This window comes from Neoalteromonas facilis, assembly GCF_002807665.1.
Classification (GTDB): Bacteria; Pseudomonadota; Gammaproteobacteria; order Enterobacterales; family Alteromonadaceae; genus Alteromonas_E; species Alteromonas_E facilis.
The window spans coordinates 501,104-513,451 of sequence record NZ_PEAY01000001.1 but is presented as its reverse complement, the minus strand read 5'-3'; the positions used below and the strand labels follow the sequence as shown (position 1 = coordinate 513,451).

General features: G+C 44.5%; 11 protein-coding genes. 5 read left to right on the top strand and 6 right to left on the bottom strand.

Translation table 11 applies throughout. The annotated features are described in order from the left end of the window. Nucleotides 1–99: 99 nt before the first annotated feature. Entirely contained in the window at nt 100–1,074 is a 975-nt protein-coding gene (gene cysB, locus CSH93_RS02280) for an HTH-type transcriptional regulator CysB (protein WP_100641555.1), read from the top strand. Between the two features lie 9 nt (nt 1,075–1,083). Here the strand turns inward: cysB and CSH93_RS02275 are convergent, their stop codons facing one another. The 3 genes from CSH93_RS02275 to pabB form a co-directional block, all read right to left on the bottom strand. After that, nucleotides 1,084–2,457, bottom strand: coding sequence for an L-serine ammonia-lyase (locus CSH93_RS02275; RefSeq protein ID WP_100641553.1), 1,374 nt, complete (start codon nt 2,455–2,457; stop codon nt 1,084–1,086). A gap of 129 nt (nt 2,458–2,586) precedes the next feature. Then, the gene (locus CSH93_RS02270; RefSeq protein ID WP_100641551.1) at nt 2,587–3,162 is read right to left on the bottom strand and encodes a CoA pyrophosphatase; all 576 of its coding nucleotides are present in this window, start codon (nt 3,160–3,162) and stop codon (nt 2,587–2,589) included. Next, nucleotides 3,159–4,532, bottom strand: coding sequence for an aminodeoxychorismate synthase component I (gene pabB / locus CSH93_RS02265; protein WP_100641549.1), 1,374 nt, complete (start codon nt 4,530–4,532; stop codon nt 3,159–3,161). The genes CSH93_RS02270 and pabB overlap by 4 nt, the downstream gene beginning before the upstream one ends. Before the next feature lie 118 nt (nt 4,533–4,650). Between pabB and CSH93_RS02260 the strand changes: the two genes are divergently transcribed. The 4 genes from CSH93_RS02260 to CSH93_RS02245 are packed head-to-tail and all read left to right on the top strand — an operon-like array spanning nt 4,651 to nt 9,307. Further along, on the top strand, nt 4,651–6,180 hold the full coding sequence (locus tag CSH93_RS02260) for a fumarate hydratase (protein ID WP_100641547.1): 1,530 nt from the start codon (nt 4,651–4,653) through the stop codon (nt 6,178–6,180). 57 nt (nt 6,181–6,237) lie between these two features. Next, nucleotides 6,238–7,656 (top strand): DNA recombination protein RmuC, encoded by a 1,419-nt coding sequence (locus CSH93_RS02255; protein WP_240615467.1) that lies wholly within the window; start codon nt 6,238–6,240, stop codon nt 7,654–7,656. Between the two features lie 41 nt (nt 7,657–7,697). Further along, nucleotides 7,698–8,597 (top strand): prenyltransferase, encoded by a 900-nt coding sequence (locus tag CSH93_RS02250; protein WP_100641545.1) that lies wholly within the window; start codon nt 7,698–7,700, stop codon nt 8,595–8,597. Then, nucleotides 8,582–9,307: an SOS response-associated peptidase family protein gene (locus CSH93_RS02245; RefSeq protein ID WP_100641543.1), complete on the top strand. Its 726-nt coding sequence runs from the start codon at nt 8,582–8,584 to the stop codon at nt 9,305–9,307. The genes CSH93_RS02250 and CSH93_RS02245 overlap by 16 nt, the downstream gene beginning before the upstream one ends. Nucleotides 9,308–9,379: 72 nt before the next feature. On the opposite strand, the gene CSH93_RS02240 is transcribed toward CSH93_RS02245, so the two are convergent. The 3 genes from CSH93_RS02240 to cysK form a co-directional block, all read right to left on the bottom strand. Next, on the bottom strand, nt 9,380–10,555 hold the full coding sequence (locus CSH93_RS02240) for a hydroxymethylglutaryl-CoA reductase (RefSeq protein ID WP_100641541.1): 1,176 nt from the start codon (nt 10,553–10,555) through the stop codon (nt 9,380–9,382). 109 nt (nt 10,556–10,664) lie between these two features. Next, the gene (locus CSH93_RS02235) at nt 10,665–11,123 is read right to left on the bottom strand and encodes a nuclear transport factor 2 family protein (protein WP_100641539.1); all 459 of its coding nucleotides are present in this window, start codon (nt 11,121–11,123) and stop codon (nt 10,665–10,667) included. A gap of 94 nt (nt 11,124–11,217) precedes the next feature. Beyond that, nucleotides 11,218–12,183 carry a cysteine synthase A gene (cysK, locus tag CSH93_RS02230; protein WP_100641537.1) on the bottom strand — a complete coding sequence of 322 codons (966 nt, stop codon included), beginning with the start codon at nt 12,181–12,183 and terminating at the stop codon, nt 11,218–11,220. Between the last annotated feature and the right edge of the window lie 165 nt (nt 12,184–12,348).

The following is a 12,348-nucleotide window of genomic DNA, read 5'->3' as shown; positions in this document are numbered from 1 at the left end:
GTTTTTAACTACAATGAATTTCTGCGCTGTTTAAAAATGCTCATTCATCGTTTTCGCCAGTGCATACAATCAAGAATAACCCAACCATGGACAATGCCGATGAAGTTGCAACAACTACGTTATATCGTTGAAGTGCAGAATAACAATTTAAACGTGTCAGCAACGGCCGAAAGTCTATTTACCTCACAACCGGGCATCAGTAAGCAAGTCAGAATGCTGGAAGATGAGCTGGGCGTACAAATATTTGGGCGCAGTGGAAAACATTTAACCCACGTTACCGACGCCGGACAGGATGTCATTGGCATTGCGCGTCAAATACTCGCTAAAGTAGAGAGTATTAAGGCGGTTGCACGTGAACATACATTACCGGATCAAGGTAAGCTGAACATCGCAACCACGCATACGCAAGCGCGTTATGCTTTGCCTGAAGTGATCCAAGGCTTTATGAACAAGTTCCCGAAGGTGTCGTTGCATATGCATCAAGGCACGCCTTCGCAAATCAGCGATTTGGCAGCAAAGGGCGAGGCTGATTTTGCTATTGCCACAGAAGCCCTTCATTTGTACAACGATCTTGTCATGCTTCCGTGTTACCACTGGAATCGCTCTGTCATTGTAAACAAAGCCCACCCACTGGCGAAAAAGGCATCTATCGGTATTGAGGATATTGCCAAATATCCTTTGGTGACCTACGTATTCGGCTTTACCGGTCGTTCAGAGTTAGACCAAGCGTTTGAACGAGCGGGTTTAACACCTAAGATTGTATTTACCGCGACTGATGCGGATGTCATCAAAACCTATGTCAGACTGGGCGTGGGGATAGGCGTCATTGCATCAATGGCGGTTAGTGAAGAGCAGGATGATGATCTGGTAAAAATAGATGCGAGCCATCTATTCCAATACAGCACCACCAAAATTGGCTTTAGGAAAGGCTCATTCTTGCGTAGTTACATGTACGACTTTATTGAGCGATTCGCGCCACACCTGACTAAAACGATGGTTGAAAAGGCAATGATGCAGAAGAATAACGATGACGTAGAAAAGTTATTCAAAGACATTACATTGCCTGTTAAATAAAGACTTGCGTTAGCACTCGATGATATTAACCGCCAGCCCACCTCTGGCAGTTTCTTTATATTTGGTTTTCATATCATTCCCGGTATCGCGCATGGTTTTGATAACCTTATCGAGTGAGACTTTGTGTTCACCCGTTCCTCTAACGGCTAGTCGTGAAGCATTTATGGCCTTAATGGCACCCATGGCATTTCGCTCAATACAAGGCACCTGAACTAATCCTCCGACCGGATCACAGGTTAAACCTAAGTTATGCTCCATTCCAATTTCGGCTGCGTTTTCTACCGCATCGACGGATCCGCCTAGTATTTCTGTTAGTGCACCTGCCGCCATCGAGCACGCAACGCCCACTTCTCCCTGACAGCCTACTTCAGCACCTGATATAGACGCGTTTTTCTTGTATAGAATACCGATGGCAGCTGCAGTTAGCAGATAACGCGCTGCTGTTTCATCATCAACGGGTTGTACAAATTTATCATAGTAGCTAAGTACTGCCGGCAATATGCCTGCTGCACCATTGGTTGGTGCTGTGACGACTCGGCCACCGGCCGCATTTTCTTCATTGACCGCCAATGCAAATAAATTGACCCAGTCCATCGCTTGCATGGGGTCTGCTGATTTTTCATTTTTTAAGCGTCGATATAGTGCTGGCGCACGACGCACTACTTTAAGACCGCCGGGTAAAATTCCCTCGGTTTCAATGCCTCGTTTTATACAAGCCTGCATTACACGCCAAATTTCAGCTAATTTGTCTTGTACTTCTTGTTTGCTGGCATGCACCATTTCATTCCGCCACATAAGTGAACTGATTGAAATGCCGTTGCTTTTCGCTTGTGTGATCAACTCTTCAGCCGTACTGAATGGATAGGGGACCGGTGTCTCATGTAGCTCTATAGCTTGTTGTTTCACTTCAACAAACTCTTCTTGAGTAACAATAAACCCCCCACCGATGCTGTAATAAGTTTGTTGGTGTAACAGTGTTTCACCACTGTAGGCAAAAAGAGTCATTGCATTGGCGTGTAAAGGTAAGGTTTTCCGGCGGTGAAATACGATAGCGCCGTTGCGCGGAAAGCTAACCGAATGTGACTCAGTCACTGGTAGGCGCTCTGTTAATTCAACTTGTTCAAGCATCGAGTCTATATTTTCTACGGGAATGCTCTCAGGCGTTTCGCCATGTAAGCCTAAAATAACAGCTTTACCTGTACCGTGACCTTTACCCGTTTGTCCCAGAGACCCATATAATTCTGCGACGATACGATCGACATTATTGATGATGCCACTTTCTGTTAGATACTGAATAAATTGATTTGCCGCGCGCATTGGTCCCACTGTGTGTGAACTAGACGGACCTATACCAATACTGAACATATCAAATACACTAATCATCGAATTGCCTGAGTCATTTAAAAATTGCCGCTATTATGCGCTCAATGGTAGCTGTCACAAATTAAAATACCTAATGCTTAAGATTAGAATGGTTAATCAATTGTAAAGAAAACTTTATGTTTTATACATTCACTCGGGATCAAAGTGATTTGAGAGGTTACGTAGAATTGCTGCTGTAGCGCCCCAAATATATATGTCTTGGTAAGGTATAAAATAAATCGGCATGCTACGTCCACGACGTTCAACCCAATGGATCAGGTAGTTATTTTTATTTAGCACGTGGCTTAAGGGTACTTCAAACGCCTCACACACTTCATTTTCATCTAGCGTCAATGACAGGTTGGGAGGTAATAGGCCAATGAAAGGTTCCATGGCATAACCGCTTATTGTTCTATAAGTCGGTAATTGACCCACTATTTCGATATGTTTGCGCTGGATACCGATTTCTTCAAAGGTTTCGCGCAAAGCCGCATCAGCGGCGGACTGATCGCTAGGTTCTTGTCTGCCGCCGGGAAAGCTTATTTGTCCAGGATGATGACGTAGGTGCAGCGCTCTTCGCGTGAGCAGCACATTCAACCCGTTGTCGTGTTTAACTAACGGAATTAAAACGCCCGCGGGCTTACCTGCATGCTTCAACGGATAATCTGCTTCCGTTTTAACTTGTTTGGCATGATGAAAGCGGGTAAGAAATTCATCTTCTGTCATAGCAATACCGGTAGGATCTTATTCACCTTATCTAAGCATTCTTGATACTCATCTCGAGCATCTGAATCAATAACAATCCCACCACCTGCCCAGCAATGAAGCTGTTTATTTTCAGCGAGGATTGTCCGGATACAAATACTGGTGTCCATGTCATTTTTAGCTCCAATATAACCCATACTACCGCAATATATATGTCTGGGCGCAATTTCAAGCTCATCAATGATTTGCATGGCCCTAATTTTAGGAGCACCCGTGATTGACCCGCCGGGGAACGCATCACGTAACAGGGTAAAAGGATCTGAGTCATCATCCAGCTCACCGGTTACGGTGGAGACCATGTGATGTACTGCTGCATAGCTCTCTAGTGCAAATGGGCTTGGTACGTTCACGCTGTTGGGGCGGCAATGTTTACTGATGTCATTTCGTAGCAGATCGACGATCATAAGGTTTTCAGCCCGATCTTTTTCAGACTCTAAGAGTTCGGCTGCTAGCTTTTTATCCAGTGTGGGGTCGGCACTGCGAGGTCGAGTGCCTTTAATCGGCTTGGTCTCGACATGTCCATTTTTGACGGACAAAAAGCGTTCTGGCGAAATACTTAAAATGCTGCAGCTCTCAAGGCGCATAAACGCGGAATAGGGCGCTCGATTTGCTTCGCTCAATGCGCGATAGGCTAAGTATTCATCACCACTGTAAGGTGCGCTGAAACGTTGGGCAAAATTAACCTGATAGCAGTCACCATCGATAAGGTATTGGCGGATCCTAGCCAATTTTTCTAAATAGGTTTGCTCACTGGTATTGGCTTGCCAACTATCGGTTAACGTAAATGGCAAAAAGGATTGGGCAGTGTCTTTTATCTTAAATGGTTTAGACGATTCCGGGCGACACTCAAATAATTGTTGATTGTGTTTATCGAAGATCAAAGAGCGATCATACAGGCCAAGCGCCATATCGGGGCAGTTAGTATCGGTATCGAAGGGCGAAGGTAAATGTTCAAAGTGCCGGCCAAGATCGTAACCAAACATTCCCGCTATACCGATCAAAAAAGGTAGCCGGTTCGCTAATTCTTTTTGCTTAAATTCGACATTATTGAGCAATTCACGATGTGTCCTTTGTGCAATCTCAATGGGATCGTCGTTTAGAATGGTTTCTTCGCCACTTAGCCTATCGGTAACAACTGAATGCTGAGGATAGGTTACGATGGTTTTGGCGGGTGAGTGCAGCAAAATATCAAACTGGTTATCTTGAGCTGAATCGCCCGCACTGTCGAAAAACAACGCCCAAGGTGTTTTAGAAAGTTCTTCGAAAATATCCTTCGCTGATAACGAGTTAGGTAGTGTTGCGGGAGTAATTGTGTAGCTTATTTTTTCCATTATCTACTTTAGTCTTAGGTCAGGTTAGTGCAAAGCGACCAATGTCGGTAGTATACTGTTACACACATGCAATACACTATGTAATTTTGTGGTTTAACCACTTTCAGCAGAGGAACACATGACTGTAATTCGTCAACAAGATTTGATCGACAGCATCGAAGACGCGCTTCAATTTATCTCTTACTACCACCCGCTAGACTACATTAAGGCCGTTGAAAAGGCCTATTTGAATGAAGAAAGTCAGGCGGCAAAAGACGCAATGGCGCAAATCCTTATAAACTCTCGTATGTCAGCTGAAGGCAAACGACCCATTTGTCAGGATACCGGCATTGTAACCTGTTTCGTTAAGATAGGTATGGGCGTTACATGGGATAAAACCGATATGACGGTACAGGAAATGGTAGATGAAGGTACTCGTCGAGCGTACATGAATCCAGACAATCCATTACGAGCGTCAATTGTGGCAGACCCGGCAGGCGCGCGTAAAAATACCAAGGATAATACGCCTGCGGTTGTACATATTGATATGGTACCTGGTGATAAAGTTGAGATCATGATCGCGGCCAAAGGTGGCGGCTCTGAGAATAAATCAAAAATGGTAATGTTAAACCCGAGCGATGACATCGCTGAATGGGTGGTTAAAACGTTACCGACCATGGGGGCCGGTTGGTGTCCGCCTGGCATGTTAGGAATAGGTATCGGCGGTACAGCAGAAAAAGCCGCGGTGTTAGCGAAAGAAAGTTTAATGGATCCGGTTGATATTCAAGAGTTGATAGATCGTGGTCCTGAAACTACAGAAGAAAAGTTACGTGTAGATATTTTCAATAAGGTAAATCAATTAGGTATCGGTGCGCAGGGTCTTGGTGGTTTAACCACGGTTGTGGATATCAAAATCAAGTCAATGCCGACGCATGCTGCCTCTAAGCCAATTGCCATGATCCCTAATTGCGCAGCTACGCGTCATGCTCATTTCACGCTTGATGGTAGCGGACCCGCAGAATTGCGCGCGCCTAAATTGGAAGAATGGCCGGAAGTTACTTGGGAAGTCAGTGAAAACACTCGACGTGTCAATCTCGATACAGTGACTAAAGATGATGTGAAGGAATGGAAAGTTGGTGAGACCATTCTATTGTCAGGTAAGATGCTTACGGGTCGAGATGCGGCGCATAAACGTATTCAAACCATGTTGGACAGTGGTGAAGGGCTTCCTGAAGGTGTCGATCTTACCAACAAGTTCATTTATTACGTCGGCCCAGTGGATGCTGTAGGCGATGAAGTGGTCGGCCCAGCAGGTCCCACGACGGCAACTCGCATGGATAAATTCACTGATATGATGCTCGATAAAACGGGTATCTTGGGCATGATTGGTAAAGCTGAACGTGGTGAAGCCACGGTTGATAGCATTGCTAAGCATGAGTCTGTTTATCTAATGGCAGTAGGTGGTGCAGCCTATCTTGTGTCAAAAGCGATCAAAAAAGCGCGCGTAGTCGCGTTTGAAGATCTGGGTATGGAAGCGATTTACGAATTTGATGTTGAAGATATGCCGGTAACCGTTGCAGTTGACAGTGCTGGTAACAATGCACATAAAACCGGCCCTGCAATTTGGAAAGCGAAAATTGCGGATTTGGACAGTAAACTAAAAGCTTAAGCAAATAAATTATTAGGGCAGGTTAATACTTGCCCTTGTTTTTTTAAGGGATTTTTCGTGCTCGAATTTACCCAAGTGCATGCACTTGTCGCTATTAGCGTAGCGTTCGTTTTATTTATCAGTTTGTTGGTTTTGTGGTTTCGCACTCGTGCGGCAAACGAGAAGGCTTCGTGGCAGATCAACAGCCTACAGACACAAATTGACCAGCTCTCACTGCAACAAGACGAACACAATAGACTTCAATTACATAGTAAGCAGCTTGAACATCAAGTGATTGAACTTGAACAACGCTGTTTGAGTTACGAGCGTATTGAAAAAGAACGTGACCAACTCGCACACCAATTACAATCGGCTAGAGAGCAAGCTGCTCAGCAACAAGCGCAGTATGAATCTCGAATAGCAACGTTGGTGGCAAACGAGAAGGCGTCTTCTGAAAAGCTTGAATTGCTTCAACAAGCCGAGCAGCGAATGCAGGTTCAATTTGAAAATCTAGCCAATAAGATTTTTGAACAAAAAAGCGAGAGTTTTGCCAAGGCAAATAAAACCGGGCTAGATGGTTTACTTGCGCCGCTGAAGGAACAAATTGAAGGCTTTAAAAAGCAAGTCTCTGATGCCTATATTAAAGAAGGTCAAGAAAGAGCATCACTGAAAACCGAAATTCTCAGCTTAAAAGCGCTGAACCAACGCATTACTGAAGAGGCCACCGCACTCACCAACGCGCTTAAAGGCGACAATAAGCAGCAGGGGAATTGGGGAGAGGTCGTGTTAGAGAAGATCCTTGAGCAAAGCGGCCTGCGCGAAGGGCATGAATTTGATACTCAGGCATCTTTGGCAAATGAAGAGGGGCGACAACGTCAGCCCGACGTCATAGTGCACCTTCCCAATGAAAAAGACATTATCATTGATTCAAAAGTGTCATTGGTGGCCTACGAGGCATATCACAACACCGATGAAGAGCAACGTAAGAAAGAGCACTTAAAGCAACATGTTAACTCCATTCGTACTCATATCAAAGGATTAGGGAAGAAGGACTATCATAATCTTAAAGGGGTTAAGACGCTCGATTATGTGTTGATGTTTATTCCGATTGAACCAGCATTTCTACTAGCTGTAGACAGTGATCCTGAAATGGTTAGTTTTGCATTAGCCAATAATATTATGTTGGTCAGCCCAACCAATCTTTTAGTGGCATTGCGTACAATCAATAATATCTGGCAGTACGAGTATCAAAATCAAAATGCGCAGGCTATCGCCGAGCGCGCGGCAAAGCTTTATGACAAATTCAGTGGTTTCGTTTCTGATATGGAAAAACTGGGGAAATCATTGGAGACAACCAGCAAAACCTACGATGCAGCGTTTAATAAACTGAGTTCCGGAAAAGGCAACCTGCTTAGACAAGTGGAACAGTTCAAAGCAATGGGGGTTCAACCGAGTAAACAGTTGCCGAAGCATTTGCTGACTGATACTGAAGAATAGGCCATGCAGCAACAGGTTAGCGTTTAAGTGGAGATAGTGTAATGGCTGCGTTCAGTACTATTGCATCGGTGAGTCGCCCGCCATTTCTCCTGCTTGTTGCAAGCGTTATGACATTGTTAGCGGGCCTCTTGTTGAATACGCAAATCACATTCGATTGGTCGAAGTTCACGCTTGTATGCGTGTCTGCGTTATTGGCACATATTGCCGTTAATGCGCATAACGAATTAAGTGATCATCGGTCAGGTTTAGATTTTCACACCGATAGAACACCATTTAGTGGCGGAAGCGGTGCGCTGCAGGCTGATCCTATTGCGGAATCTGGAGTTGCCTATTTTGTATTCGCATGTTTAACAATTACTGTTGTTATCGGATTGTATCTGGTTATCACATCAGCATTCCCGCTTGAACTTGCGGCTTTAGGTATACTGGGCTGTGCGATCATTGTGAGTTATACGCCTTTACTCAATAAATTTCCTATATTGTGCTTGCTGTCTCCCGGTATCGGCTTTGGCATCATTATGTTATACGGCGGAAGCCTTGTATTCATTTCTGAGCATTCAATCATAATTTTTATTGCGGCGCTTGGAATGACGGCTCTGGCAAATAATCTTTTGCTGTTAAACCAGTTCCCCGATCGCGAAGCCGATAAGTCACACGGCCGCTCGCATTGGGTTGTGCGCTACTCGTTATCCTCTGCACGATGGGTTTACACACTTCAGTATGGGTTAGCCGTTGTATGTTTTGCCAGTGTGATATTTCGTTTGCACCTGTCGCCTTTTTACTACCTTTCATTGTTCCCTTTAACCTTTGCTGCTGTTGTAGTGAAACGCTTGTTCGAACAACGTGATTTCAAAATTGCCGAATCCGTATTAGGAGCAAATGTAATGAGTACTGTGTTAACGCCACTATCCATGGGTATTGCGTTATGTGTGGCCGCTTAAACATTATTGATGATACTGGCGTGCAAAGCCTGTGTGAACAATTGGGGATCGATTTTTCACCACAATCCCATCCCGCGCGTTTTGTGCGCGCGACTTCTCAGGTTGGCATTTTAATTTGGGATGAGCAGGGAGCTCGATGGGTTGATGCGACTTGGTGGTTATTACTGGATAAATCCGTATTACCTGATGGGCAAATAACGTTTAGTCCATCAAAATATACGTCTTTCAATACACGTTGGGATAAAGTCAATGTAAAGCGCAGTGCTGGTTATCATAGCTTTAGACATCAACGCTGCATAGTTTTGGTTAAAGGGTTTGGAGAAAGCCAAAAGGTAGCAAAAGGAATGCAATATACTGACTTTGAAGCGCAAGAGGGCGAATGCATTGCGCTGGGTGGTTTATATCGCAAGTGGCCTAATCAGCAGTATAGTTTTTCTATTATAACAACGCCTGCACATGAAAAATTAGACCAATACCACAGCAAGGCCAGTCCGTTAATGTTAGCGCAAACGAAGAACATGATATTCGATTGGCTTAATCCGGATGTTACTGACGTTTCTCAATTTGATCAGCTTTTGCAGGAGCCGCTTTTACCACAGGACCTAAATGCTGTGCCCATAGCAAAACCAAGTTTACCTGAGCCAATAGGACAAACAGTGTTTATAGGCAAAGACGAGGTGAGGTTCAATGTGGGCGGCAATGTTCAATGAGATGGCGTCTATTATGCTTGACGCAACAAAAAGGCCGGTAAAGATACCGGCCTTTTAGATTTTAAACGAAAGTTAGGTGCGATTTCGACCGTACTTGTCGTGACTTGATACCCAGTGACCAGCAATAACCGCACAGGCTAGTGAAATATCACCGGCAAGAACAGTCGCTGCCACGATTTCCGCCAGTTTATTGGCTTTACCTTTACCGTAGCAGCCGAGTAGTTCTAAACACTCTTTCTGTGTAGGTAAGCCAGTACCACCACCGTAGGTTGCACAAATCAATGACGGTAACGTAACCGCCATATAGAAATCACCGTTGTCTAATAATTCATGTGAAAGAAGACCAGCATGAGATTCAACTACGTTTGCTTCGTCTTGTCCTGTCGCGATAAACAAAGAGGCAATACCATTAGCACTGTGAGGGCCGTTGTATGCTGCACCCGCCATCATCGCGCCAGTGTTGGCAAGAACAGACGCTTTGGCCAACGTTTTGGTATCGACTTTCATAACTCGCTCTAATACTTCTTTTTTCAGCGTGATTTCAGCAATAACACGTTTTCCACGGCTGTGTAGTACGTTTAGATGCGAATGCTTTTTGTCGGTATCCATGTTGCCTGATAACAGATATAGGCATTTGCCTGGATAGTTCGCCTTGATCCATTCACAGGCGGCTAGTGTGGCTTTACCTACCATGTTTTGACCTGCGGCATCACCTGTCGTGTAGTTAAAGCGTAAGTATCGTACGCGTGCAACGGACCATTGATGGATATGTTTGAGTTTACCAATACTGGTAGTGCTTTCAGCTGCCGCGCAAATACCGTCCATGTTGTCGCAAACCCACTGACCAAATTCGCGAGCTTCTCGCGCATCAGCGAAGATAAAAGCGGGAGCACGTTGCATAAACTGTTCAACGACAGTGGTTTTTACACCGCCACATTCGTTGATAACGCGCATACCACGGCTATAGCTTGCGACCAATGTACCTTCAGTGGTTGCAAGCGGTACATAGAATAAACCATTGGCGTGTTCACCATTGATTTGAACCGGACCGGCAACGCCCACAGGCATTTGTACGATACCAATGAAGTTCTCAATATTACCGGGTAGGGTGTCGGTACCGATCGAATATTGGCCGGTATGGGTTAGTTCCGCGCCCGTTTTTTCTTTTAGAAATTCCCGGCGTTTTTGTGCCCATTCATCACTGTAGTCGTTATCCGCACTGCGGGGAATACGAAAATCGTCGCTCATCTAATGCTCCTACATACATCGTGTTAATGAAATGTTAAATTTGCATTTTTATACTAAAAATACAAGTAATAATCGTCCTGATTTGTATAAGATGATGGCGATATTTCCGTTATAAGAAGGGATCTGCCATGATCTTGTCGACTTTCCAGTCACCACGTACTTTCATGAGTTGTACAGTTCGTAACTCATCAATTTTATCGTCGTTGTAAAAACCGGTTAAAAATAGCGTGACTTCTGCGCTATCAGCAAACTCTGTTCGACCAACACTATCACTGCCCTCAGGGCTAATCTCGACAGTGTCATACATCAGGCCGACAAGGTTGCGTTGAACGTTACGGTTGGTGCGATAATTATTGATCAATCGGGTCATTCGTTCAGAGCTTAACTTGAGAGCTCCATCTAAGTTTTCTTCATTATAGATGCTATTCATGAACATGACGGCTGCATATTCAGGTGTATTATCGGCCATCATGCCGTATTTACCTACACCTTCACCCTGTTTCACTTCACTGCATGCAAAAAGCGAAACCGCTGCAACCATTATTAATACTGCTCTGAAAAAATTCATGTCGAGTTCTCTATTATTCTTATACCTTATTGTAGACACAAAAAAAGGAAGGTGTCAGCCTTCCTTTTAAAATCAATAACTTTAATTGTTGTGCTTACTGCACTTCTTCCGCATCAGTAAACTGACCAGCAAACAATGGGCTACTTAGGTAACGCTCTGTACCGCTTGCTAAAAGTACAACAACGGTCTTGTCTTTATTTTCTGGACGCTCGGCGTATCGCTTTGCGGCAACAACGGCTGCACCAGATGAAATACCCGCTAGGATACCTTCTTCTTGCATAAGTCTATGCACCATTTCCATACACTCTTCATTGGTCACTTGTTCGACTTCATCGATCAAATCCAAATCTAGGTTTCCAGGAATAAAGCCAGCACCGATACCCTGGATCTTGTGTGGGCCAGGGGTTAACTCTTGGCCAGCTTTTGCCTGAGTGATAACCGGTGAATCAGTGGGCTCTACAGCAACAGACGTAATCGCTTTGCCTTGTGTGTTTTTGATGTAGCGGCTGACACCCGTAATCGTACCGCCAGTACCAACACCTGCAACGAACGCATCAATTGTGCCGTCAGTATCGTTCCAGATCTCAGGGCCTGTGGTTTTCTCATGAATTTCAGGATTGGCCGGATTGTCGAATTGTTGTAGCAATACATACTTGCTTGGATCTGAATCAACAATCTCTTGTGCAGCCGCAACAGCGCCTTTCATACCTTTTGGCGCTTCTGTTAACACTAAGTTAGCACCTAACGCCTTAAGTAATTTACGGCGTTCTAGCGACATGCTAGATGGCATGGTTAAGGTGAGTTTGTAACCGCGTGATGCAGCAACAAATGCTAATGCAATACCTGTGTTCCCGCTCGTTGGCTCGACGATCTCTTTACCCGCGGTGAGAACGCCACGCTTTTCTGCGTCCCAGATCATATTGGCGCCGATGCGGCACTTGACACTGAAGCTCGGGTTACGTGATTCTATTTTTGCGTAAACGTTTCCGCTGGTTACACGGTTGAGTTTAACCAGTGGCGTATTACCAATGGATAATGAATTATCTTCATAGACTTTCATAATTTACCTTTGTACTGGATAGACAGTTGATCTTGGTTAACACCGTGTTTATTCAAAAAGTGAACAAGGTATTAACACTTTGCGTAACATAATAACCATATGATTGGTATGATGGCTAAAAAAGCTACGTGCTTTTTTGCTATAAGATATAGACATTTTGACATC

Coding starts and splice junctions, on each gene's coding strand:
- cysK (WP_100641537.1), bottom strand. CDS start 12,183: ATGAAAGTCTATGAAGATAATTCATTATCCATTGGTAATACGCCACTG.
- CSH93_RS02260 (WP_100641547.1), top strand. CDS start 4,651: ATGACTGTAATTCGTCAACAAGATTTGATCGACAGCATCGAAGACGCG.
- cysB (WP_100641555.1), top strand. CDS start 100: ATGAAGTTGCAACAACTACGTTATATCGTTGAAGTGCAGAATAACAAT.
- CSH93_RS02275 (WP_100641553.1), bottom strand. CDS start 2,457: ATGATTAGTGTATTTGATATGTTCAGTATTGGTATAGGTCCGTCTAGT.
- CSH93_RS02250 (WP_100641545.1), top strand. CDS start 7,698: ATGGCTGCGTTCAGTACTATTGCATCGGTGAGTCGCCCGCCATTTCTC.
- CSH93_RS02245 (WP_100641543.1), top strand. CDS start 8,582: ATGTGTGGCCGCTTAAACATTATTGATGATACTGGCGTGCAAAGCCTG.
- pabB (WP_100641549.1), bottom strand. CDS start 4,532: ATGGAAAAAATAAGCTACACAATTACTCCCGCAACACTACCTAACTCG.
- CSH93_RS02235 (WP_100641539.1), bottom strand. CDS start 11,123: ATGAATTTTTTCAGAGCAGTATTAATAATGGTTGCAGCGGTTTCGCTT.
- CSH93_RS02240 (WP_100641541.1), bottom strand. CDS start 10,555: ATGAGCGACGATTTTCGTATTCCCCGCAGTGCGGATAACGACTACAGT.
- CSH93_RS02270 (WP_100641551.1), bottom strand. CDS start 3,162: ATGACAGAAGATGAATTTCTTACCCGCTTTCATCATGCCAAACAAGTT.